This is a genomic window from Oenococcus sp., from assembly GCF_047725585.1.
Classification (GTDB): domain Bacteria; phylum Bacillota; class Bacilli; order Lactobacillales; family Lactobacillaceae; genus Oenococcus; species Oenococcus kitaharae_A.
Genome location: NZ_JBDNNF010000003.1, coordinates 58,798 through 78,471, shown reverse-complemented (window position 1 = coordinate 78,471; position 19,674 = coordinate 58,798). Strand labels below are relative to the sequence as shown.

Here is a 19,674-nt window from a genome sequence, read left to right as displayed (position 1 = left end):
ATGGCTGTGAAGAGTTATATCGAAGCTGTGAGAGATGCACAGGATCTAGCGCTGGGCCGTGATGAGAATGTGCTGATTTTTGGGGAAGATGTTGGTAAAAACGGTGGTGTTTTCCGTGCAACTGACGGCCTGCAGACTAAATACGGCGTTGACCGCGTTTTCAATACACCTTTAGCCGAATCGGGCATTGGCGGACTGGCAATCGGGCTGGCTTCACAGGGTTTTCGCCCGATTATGGAAATCCAGTTCTTCGGTTTTGTCTATGAAACGATGGACTCGATTGCCGGGCAAATGGCTCGTAACCGTTTTCGTTTTAATGGCACGCGCCAGATGCCGATTGTTGTACGTGCGCCCTATGGCGGCGGTACAAAGACCCCGGAAATGCATGCTGATAACCTAGAAGGCCTGGTGGCACAAAATCCAGGCCTGCGAGTTGTGATGCCGGCGAATCCGGCTGATGCCAAAGGTTTGCTGCTAAGTGCGATTGCATCCAATGACCCTGTTGTTTTCCTGGAAAATATTCATCTCTACCGCTCTTTGAAAGGCGAAGTCGCAGACGGTTATTATACGACTCCATTGGATAAAGCCGCGATTGCACGTGAAGGCAAAGACGTTTCGATTATTACCTATGGCGGCATGACACCGGTCGTCTTAAATGCGGCTGAGAGCCTGGCTAAAGAAGGCATTGACGCTGAAGTTGTCGATTTGAGAACTGTTTCGCCTTTGGATATCGAGACGATTGGGAAGTCGGTAGAAAAGACCGGTCGTGTTGTTGTGGCTCAGGAAGCTCAGCGGATTGCCGGAATTAGTGCATCAGTGATGGCTGAAATTTCCGAAAGATTTATTTTGAGTTTGAAGGCGCCAATTGGCCGTGTGTCCGCTCCGGATACTGTTTATCCTTTTGCTCAGGCTGAAAACGACTGGATGGCCAACGCAGATGATGTCATTGCCAAAGTCAAGGAGGTAGTCAACTATGACTGAAATTTTTAAAATGCCGGATATTGGCGAAGGGATGGCCGAAGGCGAGATTTCTAATTGGCTGGTCAAAGTCGGCGATCAGGTAAAGACAGATGATTCAGTCGCTGAAGTACAAAATGACAAACTACTGCAGGAAATTCTATCGCCTTATTCCGGTAAAGTGACAAAGTTATTTGTCGATGCCGGGACAACGGTTCAAGTGGGGGCGCCTTTAATTGAATTTGATGGTGACGGCAGCGGCAGTACTGCTGAAACGCCAGTTGCGGGAGCCGCCGTACAAGACAACAGTACTGCCAGCACGCCTTCTCCAGAGCCAGTTGCTGTTGCTACGGCACCTGCACCTGCAGCCAGTGAGCAGCCGCAAAGTTCAGCACCAGCACCAGTAGCTTCTAATGGTAATGTTCTAGCAATGCCATCTGTTCGGCACTTTGCTTTTGAACATCACTTGGACCTGACACAAGTGCCAGCTACCGGCCGTCATGGCCATATCACGATGGCTGATGCGCAAAAAGCTGTTGAGCAGCCTCAGCAGGCTCCTGCACCGGCCACCGCTCCAACACCGGCTGTTAGCGCTGCGCCAGTTTCAGCTAGTCCGGAACCAGTTGCAGCACCAGTCGAAGTTAAAGAAGGCCGTGTTGCGATGACACCAATCCGTAAAGCGATCGCAAAAGCCATGGCGACACAAAACGCGACGATCCCGACGGTTACGAATTTCGATCAGATTGAAGTTTCCAAACTCGTGGCGCATCGCAAACAGTTCAAAGCCATAGCAGCTGACCAGTCGATTCATTTGACTTATTTGGCTTATGCTGTGAAGGCTTTAGCCGCGACTGCCAAGAAGTTCCCAGAGTTGAATGCGTCAGTCGATATGGATAAACAGGAAATTGTTTATCATGACGATATCAATATCGGCGTTGCGGTTAGCGCGCCAAACGGCCTCTTCGTGCCCGTAGTTGCACAAGCTGATCGGAAGTCTATTCTGACAATTGCCCAAGAAATTGAAGATTTGGCTGCCGCTGTTCGTGACGGATCAATTAAAGGTAACCAGATGCATGGCGCGACGATTACGATTTCCAATCTTGGTTCGGCGCGCGGTACTTGGTTTACGCCGATTATCAATGCTAAAGAAGTGGCAATTCTTGGTCTGGGTTCGATTGTCAAAGAGCCGATTGTGGCTGATGATGGCTCGATTGTCGCCGGTCAAGTGATGAAGTTCAGTCTTAGTTACGATCACCGTTTGATTGACGGCATGTTAGGGCAGACATCTTTGAATTATTTCAAGACGCTCATGGCTGATCCAGCTTATATGCTGATGGAGGTGTAAGGATGGTTGTTGGTGCACAAGCTACTGAAGTAGAGACGGTTGTGATTGGTTCGGGCCCTGGCGGCTATGTTGCGGCGATTCGGGCAGCTGAGTTAGGTCAGAAAGTGACCTTGATTGAAAGCGGCGAGATTGGCGGTGTTTGTTTAAACGTTGGCTGTATTCCTTCTAAAGCTTTGATTAATGTCGGCCACCATTATCGCGATGAAATGACTGAGCAGCCTTTCGGATTGCACGCGACCGGCGTCAGCTTGGATTGGGCCGCGACACAGGATTGGAAACAGAAGAAAGTCGTCGAGCGTTTGACTGGCGGCGTGGCCATGTTATTAAAAAAACATCATGTCGATATCGTTCGTGGAACGGCTTCTTTCAATGATAATGAACAGATTAATGTCATTGAAGGGGACAACCACGAATTGTTCCAATTCAAAAACTGCATCATTGCGACTGGTTCACGTCCTGTACAGATCCCTGGATTCGAGTTCACTAATCGGATCGTTGATTCGACCGGTGCCTTGAGTCTGCCAACTGTTCCCAAACATTTAATTGTGATTGGCGGCGGCGTGATCGGGTCGGAGTTGGGCGGCCTCTATCTGAATTTGGGAGCCAAGGTGACGATCATCGAGGGCTTGGATCACGTGTTAAACGGCTTTGATGCTGAATTAATCAAGCCTGTTTTAGATGACTTTAAAGCCCAAGGCGGCGAAATTTATACGAGTGCCAAAGCCAAGTCGGCTGTTCAGACCGACAACGGCGTGGCTGTGACTTTTGAAGCTGATGGTAAAGAACAGACTGTGACCGGTGATTATCTGCTGGTTTCAGTAGGACGCCAGCCTAACACAGATGAACTGGGCCTGAATAATACGAACGTCAAGCTTGATGAACATGGTTTGATTCAAGTTGACGACCGCATGGCAACAACGGCTGCGCATATCTACGCGATCGGGGATGTCACGGCTGGGCCGGCCTTGGCACATAAAGCCAGTTTCCAAGCCAAGATTGCCGCGGCTGCCATTTCTGGCGATCCGCAAGCACGTGATTTACACTACTCGCTGCCTGCTGTTGCTTATACGAATTACGAATTAGCTACGACCGGCGAGACACCTGAGAGTATCAAAGAAAAGAACTTGGATGCCAAAGCCTATAAGTTTCCTTTTGCTGCTAACGGACGTGCGCTGGCGATGAATGCCGGAACTGGTTTTATTCGTTTGATTAGCGATAATCAAAGCAAGGCACTGATTGGGGCTCAGATTGTCGGTCCGGGTGCTTCGGATTTGATTTCCGAGTTATCTTTGGCGATTGAAAACGGGTTAACGACTGAAGATATCAGTTTGACGATTCATCCTCATCCGACTCTTGGCGAGGCAATTATGGATGCTGCAGAACTAGCTGACGATCTGCCGATTCACATTTAGAAATCTTTTAGGACAGCACCGCTGGCAAGTTTTATTTCTTCAAATTAGTTAAGATTAATTTATGGATAAAAGACGCGTTTTGCCGGTAATCGGCGGTTTTAATTTCAGAGATATTGGCGGTTATACCTCTTTTGACGGACGCAAAATCAAGTGGGGCAAGGCTTTTCGAACGGCCGGTATGGCAGACTTGTCGCCTGAAGATTTGAAATATTTAGAAGATCGGCAAGTGGACACGATTATTGATTTTCGCACTGAAGCTGAAGTGGCTAAAGGCCCCGATCGTGTACCGGCACATGCTGTTGATATTAATATTCCAGCTATGGATTTTGACCGGACCGAATCGACTGTGGATTACGCACAGTTGAGCAAAGAGTACGATCAAAAAGGCTACGGCTATTTGAATATGATCAATAATTATGAACATCTGATTTCAGACGAGTATTCCAATATTGCTTACCGCAAGTTTTTCGATCTTTTAATGACGGAAAACAAGACTTTGGCTTATCACTGCACAGCTGGCAAAGACCGGACAGGGGTTGCCTCTATGCTGCTGATGTCAGCCTTGGGCATTAATGAGGCTCAGATCAAACACGATTATTTGATTACGGACCGCCTGTCGACTGAAGTTGTTCGTAATAAAATTGAGCACATGAAAGCCGAGGGTGCTACACCTGACGAAATTGAAAACATCCACTCTATGTGGTCGGTGAACATTGATTATATTCAGCGTTCCATTGATACAGTCAAACGCTTGTCTGGTGATCCGATCACTTATTTGCAAAACTATCTACAGCTTCAGCCGGCTGATATTCAGCTGCTGCGCGATAAATATTTATTCAGTGAACCAACGGGCAAGCAATAATCACGGTGAGATATTCATAAATCCCTCATTCAATCATGAGGGATTTTTTGCTGTCGTAAACGTCGTTAGTCCATCAAATAATTAATGGGAACAATATATTTATCTTTATTTTAGTATAAATGATAATATAGTCATATATGATCAATGGTCGTCTAATTAAAGAAGCGCGAGAGAAACTAAATTTAAGTCAAGGGGAACTGGCACGTGGAATCACGAATCAAGCTTCAATTAGTCTCTTGGAGAAAAATAATCGAGCACCGAGTGTCAAAGTGCTTTCGCAAATCTCCGACCGTTTAAATGTTGATTTGAATGATTTATTAGGTAATCCCAACAAAATTAAATTTCAAGATCAGCTTTCAAAAGCCGAACAAGCAGCCCAACAGTATAACTATCAGGCGGCGCTGGACATTTTGGATGGTATTGATATCTCTGCGATTCACAACGATAGAGATAGAGCGAGGTATGGCTTTTTAAGAACTGTTTCCAAAATGTGGATCAGCCAAGATTTTAAGTCGGCAATTTTCGCTTTTTCTCTTTTATTGGAGAATACGCCGAAACAGGATGATATTTATTACTTTTTGCTGCTCAACGGGATTGGTGTCGCTTATTATCAAAATGACAATCATCAAGAAGCTGCCGTTTACTTCCATCGGATCGTTGAACAAATCGGCCATTTCAACGTCGATCATGCACATTTTTATTGGGCATTATTCTTGCTGAGCAATTTAGCGAAATTTTATTCTCGAGAATCTGATTTGCCTCTCAGTAATCAATTAGCTGAACAAGGTATCCGAATAGCAAAGAGCCATTCAACTACCTTGTTTGTAGAAGATTTTTACTACGTTTATGCTTTCAATTTATCTGAAAACGGGGCTGATACAGCAAAGGCAATCTCCTATTATCGCCTGGCAGAAAGTTTCTCAGTGTTCAATCAAGATTCGATAGTGATGAATAAAGCTCGTGAAAAAATAACTCGCCTCGAAAAAAAGATATAAAACAGGTTTTTCTTCCAAAAAAATAGTTAAAAGCAATATTAAAACTATTTTTTTTATTTTTAATAGACATATATAAAGATTTTTGTGAGTAATTTGCCTATAATGTAAACAATAAGCGAGGGGATTGGCATGATTCTGGAAATCACTCATTTATCTTTTAACTACAAAAACGTCGATATTTTTAAAGACGCATCTATGCAGATTGAAAAACCCGGTGTTTATGGTTTGGTGGCTCCTAACGGTTCTGGGAAGACGACGCTGCTGGACTTGATTGCTGGTTTTTTATCTCAGCAGCGAGGCGAGATTAGGATTTTCGGGCAGTCCAATAAGCAGTTGAAATCCCTAGCGCCGAAGATTAGTTATGTCCAGGACAACCGCGTCCTCTATCAATACCTCAGTGCACAAGAACACCTGAATATGGTAGCGGATCTGTATCATGTGTCAAAAGAACGTGTCGCACAATTAGTGAAACAGTTTGCTCTGACCAATTTTCTGACACGCCCAGTCTCCAGCTATTCGCTTGGTCAAAAACAGCGCATTTTGATTGCGATGGCCATGGTCACGGATCCACAACTGATCTTTTTAGACGAACCCCTCAATGGCCTCGATCCAGACAGCGTGATTATTATTAGAAATGTTTTAAAGCAGCTGGCCTTGGAAAAGAAGACGGTTTTGGTCTCTTCTCATAATTTGGATGAACTAGCGAAAACCACAGACACTTTCTTTTACGTGAAAAATAAGCAGCTTTTTTCAGAACAGATTGAGCATTTTGCTAACCTGTCATTTAAGACTGACCAGCCTGAACAAATGCAGCAATTCTTGGAGGATGCTGATTTTCAAGTCAAACAGGACGATGGCCGGCTGGTCATTTTGGTTGCTTCGGATAAAATCATTGACTTAATCAGAAAGATGGATCAGCAGCATTTAGATTTTTCCGATCCTAAAATTTATGTCAACAGCCTAGAAGACCAATATCAAAGGATCTTTGATTAATCATGACCCGCGCCAAAGTACTTTCTCATGTAGCGGAAATAAGCTTCTTTAAAAGCTGGTTTTTCTGCATTGATCTGGCTTTTATTGTCGTTTATGTGACTCTGTTCGTTATTTCAATGTTTTTAGGTGTTCAGCAGCAGACTCTAGCCTATGATAGACAGTTCGATGCACAGCGTTCAACCATTGGCGGTGCCATGTATGGTGTTGCCCAACAAATTAACGACAATCCCGAGATGCCGAAAAAACAGCTGGCTTATCTACGGCATGGTCTGGAGCTAGCTGCCAACGTATCCAATGCAATTAAAAAACAAGAAAACGCTTTGAATAACCGTCAGGGAAATTACTTGCCATTAACGATTCAAGTATCTCGCCAGGCCGATATTTTAAATCAGAGTCAAGGACCGATCCAAGCCAGTGATGCTGATATTTTTCGTGCGAACGCTGCTGAAGCCCGTCGTCTGATGAAAGCACATATGAGTTTTGAGTTTAACGATGCCAGTTTTAATTTTCCGAATGTTTTCTTCCTTTTCACGAGTTATTTCTTTAATCCGCTAAGTATTTTGCTGTTTTTGGTGATCCAGCTGGCCTTCTTTCTGCTGGAAAAGGAACGGAAAAATGAACGTTTGTTGCAGACGCTGGCAGATGAAAAATCCTTAGCTTTGGGAAAAATGTTATTTGCCTTAAAACGTTTTATCACCGATCTGCTTGTCATCTACATTCTAGCTAGCAGCACTTTTCTCATCTTGGATCACCCGCTGCTCAAGTCTGGATCCAGCAGTTTTGCCTATCCGATGACTTTTCTTGGTATGATTCAGCCTTTAATTAAGTTATTATGGCCCTTGTTTGTGATTGGCCTACTGCTAGCTTTGCTGGTCAACGCGTTACTGCCGCTGATTTACCAAAAGGCGGTCAATCGGCCTTTGCCAAAGGGGATGAGACTATGAAATTTTTAAAGCTCGAATTTCGCAAACTGTGGATTTCCAGTCATTTTCTCAAGGCTGCTATCGTGATTTTCTTACTGCTTTTCGCCTATTTAGCTTATGAGAAAGGCAGCCAGCTGCTTTTTTTAAATCACTATCGCCAGACTTTGGTTCAAAACACATACTATAAGTCCTCAAACAACTATATTAATTCGGCCATTGTTCGAAAGGACACCCGGCAAGAACTAAAGGCCTTGAATGGCGGCCAGAAGACTTATTTCCGCTGGTTTTCCACGACCATGTTTGATCAGAAAAATCAGCTCAATTCCTATGGTTTCCAGCCTAATCAAGCGACAGATTATGTCTCGCCTGACCAGAACCGGCGTTTTTTATACGGCGGCGGCGATGATGCAGGCTATGCCCAACAAACTTTGGATTATCTGGCCTATTTGCAAAGACATCGAGTTGAGGCTCTTTATCCTTATGGCTTTTTCTTCCATTATGATAATTTTTTGAATATCCAGGGTCGGGCACCTAGACGAACGCGCGATTATTTACAGTATTGGAACCATTATTTTTTCCTGAAAGGTTGGTATCTGCTGTATGCCTTTTTACAGAGCAGCTATGGGCCTTTGCTGCTGCTGATAGGGTTGATTTTCCTGTTTGGTGGTCGATTCGCATCAGAATTAGATCATCACCATCCTAATTGGCGTTTACTAAAAACTTACGGTCAAAGCCGGCATGCTTTATATGCTGAGCAGCTATTGTCTCAGGTTATTCTGGCTATGACCGTCATTTTTCTGCCGTTAGCAGTCTTCTTGCTGCTGATGGCAATCTTTGGTCAAGTTGGCAGCTTGCAATATCCGGTTTGGATGGTGACTTATAATCACGCCTTCTCGATGTTCAATCTCGGGAAATTGTATCCTTTGTACCAGTATCTTTTAACAGCTTTGCCCTTGTTATTGTCCTTGATTATTTTTGTGTTTGCCTTGAATGGTATCTTGTCGCTTCTGATCAAAAATCAAAAATTAACCAATGTGGCGACTTGCTTGTTTTTGCTGGCCGGTCAGATGATACCGCCGAATTATTTGAATATTTTTTCTTATTTCCAGATTGACCATATGGTGACAGGCTACTTCGCTAATTTAACGGAAAATGGCCAGTATTATGCTGGATTTGCTAGCGAGCTGCTGCTGATGGCCAGCCTGCTGCTGTTTGTGATTGAATTTTCCGTCCTTTATCTTCTTGATCGGCGGGCTAACCGCGGCCACAGTCCTTCTAAGTCAGTCATGTGAGTAAGTTTGTGAATCATTGAAAATGTCGTAAAAAATGATTGACAGACTGGTTTTTTTCCGTTAAGCTTAGCAGTAATTTCGATGGCAGATCAGATGTCACAAATGCACAGTTACTATTACTGGTTTACGCGCTAACCCGTGTTGCCAGTTTGGTCGCGGGTTTAAATCCTGGGACCGCTAAGATTTTTTAAGCACTCTTGGGATGAACTCGGAGTGCTTTTTTTATTCGAAATTAAGGAGAGAGAAGATGCCGCAAGTTAGAAAAAATTTAGAGAGATTGACCAACAGCGTGGTACAAGGCACAAAACCGAGTATGATCTTGGCCTTGAATCAAGAATTCAAAGGGATTGACGATATTGTCATGCTGACGATTGGCGAGCCGGATTTCAACACACCAGAACACGTTAAAGCAGCTGCTGTCGCCGATATTCAGGCTGATGATTCTCATTATGGGCCGTCTAAGGGAACAGCTCTTTTGTTGAAAAACGCTGCCAGCTTTTTGAAGGATCGTTATGGCTTGGATTATGATCCTAAGACTGAATTGCTGACGACCATCGGCGTCACAGAAGGGATTTTTGACACGATGAAGACGCTGCTGAATCCTGGCGACGAAGTGATTATTCCACAGCCGACGTTCCCGGTCTATGGTGCTGCAGCCACTGTATGCGGGGCAAAAGTTGTTCCTGTACCAACGGTTGATGACGACTTTTTGTTGACCCCTGCTAGGCTAACGGCTGTTTTGGCAGAGCATCCCAAGGCTAAAGCGATTGTGCTGGCAAGTCCCGGAAACCCCACCGGTGTCGCTTATAGCGAAACTCAGATTGCAGCTTTGGCAGCCGTCTTAAAACAGCACGATATTTTCGTGGTTTCCGATGAGATTTATTCCGAGCTGACTTATGACCGGCCGCATGCCTCTTTTGCAAAAGCCCTGCCAGAACAGACGATTTTGTTCAACGGTGTTTCTAAGTCTCATGCTATGACTGGTTACCGTTTGGGCATTATTGCTGCACCTGCTGCGATCATTTCTCAATTAGCCGTAATCCATGAATTAATCACGACGACTCAGCCTAACGTTGTCATGGCCGCCGGTGCTGAAGCTTTCGGACCGGGTGAAAATGACGCTGAATCTATGCGGGCTGAATATAAAAAACGACGTGCATTTCTCATATCGGCTTTTGATCAAATGGGTCTGCATTACGCGTATCCGGATGGTGCTTTTTATTTCTTTGTCAAGATTCCGGATTATCTCGAGCAGGATGGTTTCAAACTGGCACGGCAGATTGCCAAAGAAGCCAAAGTTGGTTTGACACCCGGTGTTGCTTTTGGACAGGCCGGTTATATGCGAATCTCCTATGCGACATCTTTGGCGCAATTAAAAGTGGCTGCTCAACGTCTATCTGCATTTTTAAAGATGCAAAAAGCCAAACAGCGAAGCGTTACTGACGCTGATATGTAAAAAAATTCCATCAATAAGCCCTCAGGGCGTTAAGCAGGTTTATATGAAAAAAGAAAAAAATTCATTTATTTTAAATATTTTAAACGGCCTCAGCATTGGCGTTGTGATTACGCTGATTCCCAGTGCAGTTTTAGGTTCTTTGATGCGAGCTTTCGGCAGCAATCCCGCCGCCTTGTCCGTGATTCAAATGACTAGCATGGCACAAAGCTTGCTCGCAGTGATAGCGGCATTCGCCGTGGGGCAGGCTTTTCGTTTTTCAATGATTGATACGGGTTCAATGGCTTTAGCAGCTTTTATGGGTTCTGGTGCTGCCAGCATTGGAGCTAAAGGTAGCTTCGTGATTGCCGGTACCGGCGACATTATCAACATTGGTGTGACACTGGTGATTGCGGTTGTGCTGATCAAATTAATCCAGTCGCATTTAGGCCAGCTAAAGGTCATTCTATCTCCGATTCTCGTATTGGGAATCGCTGGGGGCCTAGGCCGATTCTTGTTTCCCTACGTTCACTGGATTACAACCGAAATTGGGGCCGGCATTAATCGCTTGACTGATCTGCAGCCGTTAGTTATGGCACCTTTAATGGGACTAATCTTCGCTGTCCTGATTCTGTCGCCAATCTCATCAGCCGGCATTGCGATTGCAATCGGTTTGACTGGCATCGGATCCGGCGCGGCTAATTTAGGTATCACGACCGCCAGTTTCACCTTGGCGATCATGGGTTCTTCTGTCAACACTTTCGGTGGGACAATCAGTCATTTTATCGGCACACCAAAAATTCAAATGGCGAATATGCTCAGCAAACCTAAATTGTTCATTCCGATCATGATTGTCTCGGCGCTGGCTGGTTTTGAGGCCGCAGTATTACAAGTCGGCGGTACGCCTATGTCAGCCGGCTTTGGTATCTCAGGACTCGTTGGCCCCCTGGGTGCCTTTCAAACAGGCACAACCAATATCCTGCTGCTGATCGTGGAGTTTGTACTTATTCCAGCGCTGCTGGCTTTTGCCACTCATTTTATTTTTGTTAAGAAAACTGCATTCATTAAAGCATCGGATTTGAAACTACCTGATGCTGCATAAAAAGCGCGTGCGCTTTTTTTATTTGCGCTAAAATGCAGGTAATGTCTTTTTCCCGCAGCAAACTCCTCAAATGGGCCATTCTTTTGTTGGCTGTCATCGGCTTAACAGCCTTGACACACTTTGATACTGTTTTCTATCAGACGCCTATTGCCCAAGTTGTTCGAGTTAAAGAGAACGACAGCCATCGTACGCGAGATTATTTTGCTAATGAAGACCGTAGCGCGACACAACAGCTGACGGTTAAATTTTTAAATACGAAGCGCAAGAATCAGAAGATAACGATTAGCAATCAATATGTTGCTTCGGAAGTGCTGACACAAAAATATCGTGTTGGCCAGCGCTTGCTGTTAAGCCATAAAAAATGGTGGGGCATCATCGGCCAAAAGCGGGATACTTTTCTTGTTTTCACGATTACTTTGATGCTGGCTCTGACCATCGGGCTGACAAAAAAAATCAGCTTGCGGATTATCGGCAGTTTGGGTCTGAATTTTATCTTCTTTATTCTGGCAATTTTGTTGGACATCAATTTTGAAGACGCACCAGCTGTCTTCATCTTCGCGATTTTGACCATCGTTTTTGCTTTTATTACTTTATTGTTGGTGCTGGGCAGGCGCAAGCAATTTGTGATTGTCTTTTTGTCGACAATTCTGTCAACGGCCGCCGGTGTTGGGATTGGCGCGATCACGATTGCAGTCAATCATGCTAGTGGGATTCATTTCGAATACATGGACTTTATCACACAATTTCCGATCCCACTCTTTTATTCGGAACTGATGATTGGCGTGTTAGGCGCAGCTATGGACGAGTCCTCAGATATTACGGCCATGATGTTTGGTATGCAGCGTGAACGGGCAGACCGTTCCTTTGGCGAGTATTTTGTTTCCGGCATGCGTGTTGGTCGGGACATTGTTGGCTCTTTAACGAATGTCTTATTCATGGTCTTTATCGCCAATACATTGCCGATGGTCTTCCTATATTTAAGAAACGGCAATACCTGGTCCTACACGATTGATATGACCATGATGCTGGGATTATTATCCACGGTGATTTCTGCGATTGGCATTGTACTGACTGTGCCGATCACATCTTGGTTGTCGGCCAGTTTGCTGTCAGCTGAAAAGAGGCTTGCCCGATGACGACTTTTGTTTGGTTAATTATCATTTTGTTTCTTCTAATGATTTTAGTGGCGGGGAAACAAGGTTTTAAAGCCTTTATCGGCCTCATCGTCAATCTTGCCGCAATCTTTCTGCTGATTATTTTGATCAATTGGCAGTTTAATGTTTATATCGTGACGGTTGCGATCAGTTTTATAATTCTGGCCGTTTCCATTTATCTTTCCGCTGATAATCAAGAAGTGACGAATCATGCTTTTGTGGCCAGCCTGATTGTCTTATTTGCTGTTGTACTGCTGATTATTCCGATTAATTATTTAGCAAACGTCCAGGGGTTTTCATCTGAGTCGTCAGAAGAATTGGAGGGGTTGCTGTTGGCTGTAGGCTTGAACTTTCATCGTATTGCTTTTATTGTGACTGTAATTGCCAGCCTCGGTGCAATTGCTGAGGCTAGTATGGCGATTTCAGCCGATCTGCATGAATTGATCGAAAGCACGCCTGATATTACAAACGCCAATCTGTATAAGCAGGGCAACATTATCGGTGCTCAGATTATTGGAACAGCTTTGAATACACTTTTCTTTGGCGTCTTGGGCGAGAATTTAACCTTGGCTATTTTCTACATTCGCCTGCATTACAGTTTTGCTCAATTAATTAATGGCAAACTGCTGGTGGCTGCGATTATTGATTTATTCATTGCCATGATCGGGGTGTTGTTAACGATTCCGGTCACGACTTGGATCGTCGCCCATGTTCATGCCAAAAAAAATAAGCTGCAGAATTGATTGCTGCAGCTTATTTTTCTAACTGTTCTTGATTTAAGACAAACTTCTCAATTGCAAAAGCGACGCCGTCTTCATCATTGCTCTTCGTGATGAATTGAGCCTTCTCTTTGGCTTCGTCAATCGCGTTAGCCATCGCCACACCAACACCGGCAGCTTCGATCATAGAAATATCGTTTCCCTGATCACCGATAGCCATCACATCGCTGATGTCGATATTTAATTTCTCAGCCAAGGTCTTGACCGCACTGCCCTTTGAGATCCCTTTATGAATGAATTCCAAGAAAATAGGCGAACTGGGGACGACTGTAAAACGATCGTAAACCCACTGCGGCAATTCTTTTTTGACTCTTTCAATGATTTCAGGTTCGTCAATGAACATAATTTTGGCTAGAACATCAGATTCTTTTAAGTCCTGCATGCGGACATGGCGCACTTGGCAATTGGTTAATTTAGACTCGTATTTTGTATATTTCGGTGCTGACAAATAGGGCGTATAAATATAATCGGCTGTTTCAGCGTGGACCTTGACACCGATTTCACCGGCCAATTTATAGATATCGCGATAGTCCTGAATGCTGACAGGCGTCTGGGCAATCATTTTTCCGGAAGTGGTTCTGATAGTTGCGCCGTTGTAATTAATTGCATATTGATCATCGCGATCAGCAATCCCGAGCTTAGCATAATAAGGTTCGGTGCCTGGCAGTGGACGCCCGGAAGTAATCACGGGTTTAACTCCTTGCTTGATCGCTTCTTCCAAAACGTCGATTGTATGTTTGGTTAATTCGTTTCTGCTGTTCAGCAGAGTGGCATCTACATCAATTGCTACTAATTTTATTGTCATACAACTATTTTAACCAAGAAAAATTTACAATGATCATATGGTTAAAGAAAAAACAATACAAGAGAAAATAAAAGACTGGGAAGTCGCAGATCTTCCCGAAGGATTACGTTTAGAGTTTGCTAACGCCAGCCAGGCGCAGCTGGAAGATGCCTTCTATCAGGATCTTAATTTTGGGACAGCTGGCATGCGCGGTCTGCTAGGAGTCGGTAGTAACCGCATGAATATTTACACGGTTGCGCAGACGACAGAAGCGTTGGCGCGGCATATGGAAAAGCAGGGTGATGATGCTAAAAAACGCGGCGTCGTGATCTCCGGCGATTCGAGAATTAATTCTGAACTATTCAAAAAGGTATCAGCTGAAGTTCTGCGGGCGCATGATATTACGGTTTATTTGTTTAATGGGCCGCATCCGACGCCGGAATTAAGTTTTGCCGTTATGAACTTGCATACTTATGCAGGCATTATGATCACGGCCAGCCACAATACAAAAGAATATAACGGATATAAATTATATGGTGAAGACGGCGGCCAGTTACCACCAAAACCCGCAGATGAAATTGTCGCAGAGCGTGCCGGTGTCACAGATATTTTTCATATCAAGCAGGTAGCCGGCGGGATTAAAAAAATCGGTGCCGACATGGATAAGGCTTATTTGGAGCATGTCAAGACCGTCACGATTAACCCAGAACTGATCAAAAAGTGGGGAGATAAATTAACGATCAGTTTCACACCGCTCCATGGTGCCGGTGGTGATTTGGGCTCGCGGGCTTTAAAACAGGCAGGCTTTAATAAAGTCTCAATTGTTAAAGAGCAATTCGAGCCCGACGGCACTTTCCCGACCGTGAAATATCCAAACCCTGAGTTCCATGAAGTCTTCAAGCTTTCTGAAGGTTATCAGACTGATTTGGAATTGGCTGTTGATCCTGATTCGGATCGGATGGGTGTTGGTTATCGTAAAGCCGATGGCAGTTATGCCTATCTGACAGGCAACCAGATCGCAGCTTTGATGGTTAATTATATCTTGACGGCTCAACAGCAGGCTGGTACTTTGCCAAAAAATGGCGCGATTGTAACCTCCAATGTTTCCTCTAATCTGCCAGGTCTGATTGCTGATTCCTTTGGCATCAAGCAGTTTACAGTGCTGACCGGTTTTAAATATATTGCTGATAAAATCGTTGAATTTGATGCCAAACAGGATTATCAATTCGAATTCGGTTTTGAAGAATCTTACGGCTTTTTGATCAAACCTTTCGTGCACGATAAAGATGCTGTTCAAGCGATTACTTTAATGTCTGAATTGGCAGCCTATTATAAGGACCGCGGCATGACGATCGGCGACGGCTTGGATGAAATTTATGCTAAGTTCGGTGCCTTTGCCGAGTCTTCTGAAGCCACAGAGTTCCCCGGCGAACAAGGCCAAGCTCAGATGGCAGCTGTGATGACGCGCTTTAGAAATCAAGGGCCGAAAAATTTTGGCGAAGTCGCTGTAAAGACCGTCGAAGACAATGAATTGCGCGTCTCCAAAGATTTGACGACTGGTGCCAGCAAACGCATTTCTCTGCCTAAGGCTAACGTGATTAAATACTGGCTTGTCGATGGTTCTTGGATTGCCTTGCGGCCATCCGGTACGGAACCAAAATTAAAGGTCTATATCGCGGCTAAAGGTGAGGATATGGCTGCTGCCAATAAACAGTTGACCTATTTAAAAGATCAGATTAACCAACTTTTGAAATAACTGTTACCCAAAAATCCCAGTTGCAAGCGGGATTTTTTTGTGTCCAATTTTCCAAAAAATAGCGCCTTTTGGTCGTAACTGTTAGAATGTCTTTCAAGTGCATGGATTGCCTTAATTTATTTTACGAGGTGCTAATGGCAAAGAAAAATTTTAAAAATACAAGCCGGCTGCTGCTGGCTTCGGCTGGGATTGTGTCGCTGTCCTTTTTGGCCAGCGAGTATTTGTTCCGTTTGGCTTTTAAGCGGGTTGATTACGTACCCGAAACATCGGCCGATAAGCAGAAATACGCTGATGACTATTGGCGCTATGTGGATTGGTTTAAAAAAGTCGATAAAGAGCACTGGACTTTTACAATTTCCGGTGAAAAAGAAGATATGTCGGCTTATTTTATCCCGGCCAAAGACGGTAGTTCCGATAAATCGGTGATTATTTCCCATGGCTATAAAGGTAATGGCGAGACCATGTCAAATTATGCGCAAATGTTTTACGACATGGGTTTTTCAGTGCTGCTGCCCGACGATCGTGGGCATGGCGAGAGTGCTGGGAAATATATCAGTTTCGGCTGGCTGGACCGGCTGGATTATCTGCGCTGGCTGCAGAAATTAATTGTCCGTCTCGGCGACAAGACGAAAATCGTCCTGTTTGGTGTCAGTATGGGCGCTTCAACGGTTGAGATGCTGAGTGGAGAAGACTTGCCGCCGCAGGTACGTTGTATTATTGCTGATTGCGGTTATTCCAGCATTGACGAAGAACTGGTTTTCCTGCTGAAACACCAGTACCATTTGCCGAAATATCCCTTTTATCCCTTTGTCAGCACGATCAATCACCATCGCTTAGGCTATTATCTCGGGGATGTCTCCTCAGTGACGCAATTAAAGAAAAACAAGCTGCCGATTTTCTTCATTCACGGCGAGAAGGACCGCTTTGTACCCAGTTATATGGCGCTGGAAAATTATCAAGCAGCACAGTCACCGAAAGATTTGTGGATTGTTGAAAACGCCAGCCATGCTGAAAGTTTTTGGGTTGATCCTGAAAATTATAAACGGCACGTTGAACACTTTTTGCATCACTATTATGAACCTAACGCGCAGGCACCCAAGACAGTTCAATGAAAAGATTATAATTGTTTTAACAGCAAAAGGAGAATCTTGTCAGATGGCTAAAAATGAAGCATTACTGATTATTGATTACACGAATGATTTTGTTGACGATAAAGGCGCTTTGACCTGCGGCAAACCGGCCCAAGTTCTTGACAGCCGGATTGTTGAACTAGCTGACCAAATCAAAGCTGACGGTGGTTGGGTGATTCTGCCAACGGATCTGCATAAGAAAGATGATCCTTATCATCCTGAGACTAAATTGTATCCGCCGCATAATTTAGCTGGCAGCTGGGGTCGGGAATTTTATGGCAAGCTGGCACCTTGGTATGGTGCTAACAAAGATGACCCACAGGTCTATATGTATGATAAGACGCGTTACAGTGCCTTTGCCGGGACTGACTTGGACTTGCGTTTGCGTGAACGACATGTTGATACACTGCATCTAGTTGGCGTCTGTACGGATATCTGCGTCTTACACACGGCTGTTGATGCTTACGATTTGAATTATCAACTGATCATTCATGAAAACGCTGTTGCCACGCTCACACAAGCGGCACAAGACTGGGCTTTGGCACATTTTAAAAATGTGATTGGCGCGAAAGTAGTTGATTAATATAAATAAAAAACCGCAACCTTGAGTCGCGGTTTTTTATTTAACAACAATATTCATGCTTCTTGGTGTGCTGAAGCCGATTGTTTTTTCATTTTGGTTAACATTTTGCCAGGTTTTCGTTGAAATCCAGTAAGAATTGCCCCAAAAAATTGGATCTGAGATTTGGAAGTATCCTGGCCGATAGCCGACAATGCACATGACATGAAAATTAGCCGGATTGACAGTCCAAGTATAAGATGCCCAGGTAACAACTGGATTACCTTGTTGCAGCTGGTAGATAACATCATTCACATTAGCACCGGTCATGTTGCTAATACCGTTATAAAATTTCTTGGTCGCACGTGCCAGCGGTTCAGCATAGACTGTCTGTGTTTGAAAAGTGCCGCCGCCAAAGGGATTGCCGTGAAAACCGTTATAAGGGGAAATGGATCAGCCATAGCCGGTGGCATTATAAATTTGGCGCAAGGATAGGTACCTGCCCTTGACTGACAAGGCTGTTTGCAGAGAAGCCCCTTCACACCCTTCGGGTGCGCCTTCTTGGTTTTGATTAAAATGGTGAAACGATAAAGTTACTGATTGATTCGGGAACAAGAAGGCACGCTTATCCAGCCAATAAATGGTAATACCATCTTGAACTTTTAAATAGGTATAACGGTTACCATCGCCTCGAAGTGTATAAGCTTCTTGCAGAACCTGAACTTTATGGCCATTACGATTACGGTCGCTGCCGTTGGCGGAGAGCGTTTGCCAGTTCGTTAGAGCTGGATTATTGAAGTAAAAATCATCCGTTCGGTTAATCGTATTAATAATCGCCTGATAGCTGACATTCTTGTATGAAACACTAGCTAAAACAGCTCTTTGATCTATCCAATATGTCTGATTACCATCTTTAATTTGGTCATAATCATATTCTTGTCCGTTAGCCCTGCGTGTTCTGACAGCGTTTAAAACAATTACTTCACGGCCATTAAGCTTCTGTCCCTGATTGCTAGCTGCTAAGGTATTGATGTTTGTTAGAGCAGGACCGTTATTGTAGACGGCATCATTTCTGGACGAGTCACGAATAGTAGCAGTTTGATTTATCGGAGTCTGGTTGATGATACTTGCGAAATCACTTATCGCTAATGATCGGCTGTCAATCCAAAAACTTTCTCCGTTTTCAGGATTAGTAACTTTGGCATATTCATAGCTTTGGCCTGTTGCGCGTTGTGTCACGGCTAATTCAATTACCTGTAGATAAAGGCCGGCATATCGGTTTCCATAGCCTTGGGGAGAGAGGCTGGCTGCATTTGTTAAGGCTGGGCCATTATTGTAAATGCCGTCATTGCGCTGATTGGTTACTTGAGCATATTGGTTGACATTTTTTTGACTAGTGATCACAGCATATTGGCCCAGAGTTAATGCTCTGCGGTCAAGCCAATAATCTTGGTTTGAGACCGGATCATGCACTTGGACATAATAATGCTGGCCGTTTCCTCGAAGCGTGTCAGCTTCTTTTAGGACGGTCACTTGACGACCATCAACATTTTTTGCTGAATTATCTGCTTTTAGAGCGGCCCAAGTGCTGAGAGCTGGGCCGTTGTTGTAAATACCATCATTACGTTGTCCTGAAATGATAATTGCCTGGTATTGCACATCTTTTTGGCTGATCATGGTGGCTAAAATTGCTCTTTCGTCAATCCAGAAAATTCTTTGATTGGCCAGATCCTGTACTTTAGCATAATCATATCTTTGGCCGTTGCTGCGGACTGTATTGACAACTGCTAGAACATTAACAGAACGGCCATTAAGTTGGCTCCCATTACTTTCTGGAGCCATAGTGTCTGCACTTGTTAGGGCCGGCCCATTTGCAAAAACACCGTCATTACGGCTGCTATCAAGAATTTCGGCTGTCTGGTTGATATTTTGATTGCCGGTAATCGTAGCTGGGAAAGTAGGTGGATTTGGTTTGTCGGCATGGCTCGTGGTTTGTGTGCTTTGCCGAGTTGGCGCTGAGGAAGCTTCACTGCTAGAAGATTGCATATTACCGGCAGTGTCAGCGTTCACGAAAAATTGACCGTTGATACCGAGACATGCGGCAAGAATTAATCCTGCAATCACCATTTGGACTATCTTATTTTTTTTAAACACAATTAAGCGACCCCCAAGAAGCTATGCAACTGTTTTCTCAATTTA

At 44.3% G+C, this 19,674-nt stretch carries 18 protein-coding genes; 15 read left to right on the top strand and 3 right to left on the bottom strand.

Going from position 1 to position 19,674, the window contains the following annotated elements; translation table 11 throughout:
- The 12 genes from ABF487_RS04935 to ABF487_RS04880 all read left to right on the top strand — a co-directional run bounded on the left by ABF487_RS04935 (nucleotide 1) and on the right by ABF487_RS04880 (nucleotide 13,210).
- Nucleotides 1–981 (top strand): alpha-ketoacid dehydrogenase subunit beta, encoded by a 981-nt coding sequence (locus ABF487_RS04935; RefSeq protein ID WP_415634679.1) that lies wholly within the window; start codon nucleotides 1–3, stop codon nucleotides 979–981.
- Nucleotides 974–2,302 (top strand): dihydrolipoamide acetyltransferase family protein, encoded by a 1,329-nt coding sequence (locus ABF487_RS04930; protein ID WP_415634678.1) that lies wholly within the window; start codon nucleotides 974–976, stop codon nucleotides 2,300–2,302. The genes ABF487_RS04935 and ABF487_RS04930 overlap by 8 nt, the downstream gene beginning before the upstream one ends.
- 2 nt (nucleotides 2,303–2,304) lie before the next feature.
- Nucleotides 2,305–3,714 carry a dihydrolipoyl dehydrogenase gene (gene lpdA / locus ABF487_RS04925; RefSeq protein ID WP_415634677.1) on the top strand — a complete coding sequence of 470 codons (1,410 nt, stop codon included), beginning with the start codon at nucleotides 2,305–2,307 and terminating at the stop codon, nucleotides 3,712–3,714.
- 61 nt (nucleotides 3,715–3,775) lie between these two features.
- Entirely contained in the window at nucleotides 3,776–4,576 is an 801-nt protein-coding gene (locus ABF487_RS04920) for a tyrosine-protein phosphatase (RefSeq protein WP_007745523.1), read from the top strand.
- 137 nt (nucleotides 4,577–4,713) lie between these two features.
- Complete coding sequence (locus ABF487_RS04915; RefSeq protein ID WP_263779878.1) at nucleotides 4,714–5,571, top strand: helix-turn-helix domain-containing protein; 858 nt, start codon at nucleotides 4,714–4,716, stop codon at nucleotides 5,569–5,571.
- 129 nt (nucleotides 5,572–5,700) lie between these two features.
- Nucleotides 5,701–6,564 (top strand): ABC transporter ATP-binding protein, encoded by an 864-nt coding sequence (locus ABF487_RS04910; protein ID WP_263779879.1) that lies wholly within the window; start codon nucleotides 5,701–5,703, stop codon nucleotides 6,562–6,564.
- A 2-nt stretch (nucleotides 6,565–6,566) separates the two neighbouring features.
- Entirely contained in the window at nucleotides 6,567–7,508 is a 942-nt protein-coding gene (locus tag ABF487_RS04905) for a hypothetical protein (protein WP_415634676.1), read from the top strand.
- A complete protein-coding gene (locus tag ABF487_RS04900) occupies nucleotides 7,505–8,779 on the top strand; it encodes a hypothetical protein (RefSeq protein ID WP_263779881.1) in 1,275 nt (424 codons plus the stop codon). Before ABF487_RS04905 ends, ABF487_RS04900 begins: the two co-directional genes overlap by 4 nt.
- Nucleotides 8,780–9,026: 247 nt before the next feature.
- Nucleotides 9,027–10,235 carry an aminotransferase class I/II-fold pyridoxal phosphate-dependent enzyme gene (locus ABF487_RS04895; RefSeq protein WP_263779882.1) on the top strand — a complete coding sequence of 403 codons (1,209 nt, stop codon included), beginning with the start codon at nucleotides 9,027–9,029 and terminating at the stop codon, nucleotides 10,233–10,235.
- Between the two features lie 43 nt (nucleotides 10,236–10,278).
- Nucleotides 10,279–11,313 carry a PTS transporter subunit IIC gene (locus ABF487_RS04890; protein WP_263779883.1) on the top strand — a complete coding sequence of 345 codons (1,035 nt, stop codon included), beginning with the start codon at nucleotides 10,279–10,281 and terminating at the stop codon, nucleotides 11,311–11,313.
- 41 nt (nucleotides 11,314–11,354) lie between these two features.
- Complete coding sequence (locus tag ABF487_RS04885) at nucleotides 11,355–12,449, top strand: YibE/F family protein (protein WP_263779884.1); 1,095 nt, start codon at nucleotides 11,355–11,357, stop codon at nucleotides 12,447–12,449.
- Nucleotides 12,446–13,210 (top strand): YibE/F family protein, encoded by a 765-nt coding sequence (locus ABF487_RS04880; RefSeq protein WP_415625987.1) that lies wholly within the window; start codon nucleotides 12,446–12,448, stop codon nucleotides 13,208–13,210. The genes ABF487_RS04885 and ABF487_RS04880 overlap by 4 nt, the downstream gene beginning before the upstream one ends.
- A gap of 10 nt (nucleotides 13,211–13,220) precedes the next feature.
- Here the strand turns inward: ABF487_RS04880 and yidA are convergent, their stop codons facing one another.
- The gene (gene yidA, locus ABF487_RS04875) at nucleotides 13,221–14,051 is read right to left on the bottom strand and encodes a sugar-phosphatase (RefSeq protein WP_415625986.1); all 831 of its coding nucleotides are present in this window, start codon (nucleotides 14,049–14,051) and stop codon (nucleotides 13,221–13,223) included.
- A gap of 37 nt (nucleotides 14,052–14,088) precedes the next feature.
- Here yidA and ABF487_RS04870 point away from each other — a divergent pair, with 37 nt between their 5' ends.
- The 3 genes from ABF487_RS04870 (at nucleotide 14,089) to ABF487_RS04860 (ending at nucleotide 17,499) form a co-directional block, all read left to right on the top strand.
- Entirely contained in the window at nucleotides 14,089–15,786 is a 1,698-nt protein-coding gene (locus tag ABF487_RS04870) for a phospho-sugar mutase (RefSeq protein WP_415624960.1), read from the top strand.
- A 134-nt stretch (nucleotides 15,787–15,920) separates the two neighbouring features.
- On the top strand, nucleotides 15,921–16,898 hold the full coding sequence (locus tag ABF487_RS04865) for an alpha/beta hydrolase (RefSeq protein WP_263779888.1): 978 nt from the start codon (nucleotides 15,921–15,923) through the stop codon (nucleotides 16,896–16,898).
- A gap of 43 nt (nucleotides 16,899–16,941) precedes the next feature.
- Nucleotides 16,942–17,499, top strand: coding sequence for a cysteine hydrolase family protein (locus ABF487_RS04860; RefSeq protein WP_415632603.1), 558 nt, complete (start codon nucleotides 16,942–16,944; stop codon nucleotides 17,497–17,499).
- Nucleotides 17,500–17,535: 36 nt separating this feature from the next.
- On the opposite strand, the gene ABF487_RS04855 is transcribed toward ABF487_RS04860, so the two are convergent.
- Together ABF487_RS04855 and ABF487_RS04850 are read right to left on the bottom strand one after the other, a co-directional pair.
- Nucleotides 17,536–17,925, bottom strand: a complete 390-nt coding sequence (locus tag ABF487_RS04855; protein ID WP_415634801.1) for a C39 family peptidase — start codon at nucleotides 17,923–17,925, stop codon at nucleotides 17,536–17,538.
- 3 nt (nucleotides 17,926–17,928) lie between these two features.
- Nucleotides 17,929–19,602, bottom strand: a complete 1,674-nt coding sequence (locus ABF487_RS04850) for an SH3-like domain-containing protein (protein ID WP_415634675.1) — start codon at nucleotides 19,600–19,602, stop codon at nucleotides 17,929–17,931.
- Between the last annotated feature and the right edge of the window lie 72 nt (nucleotides 19,603–19,674).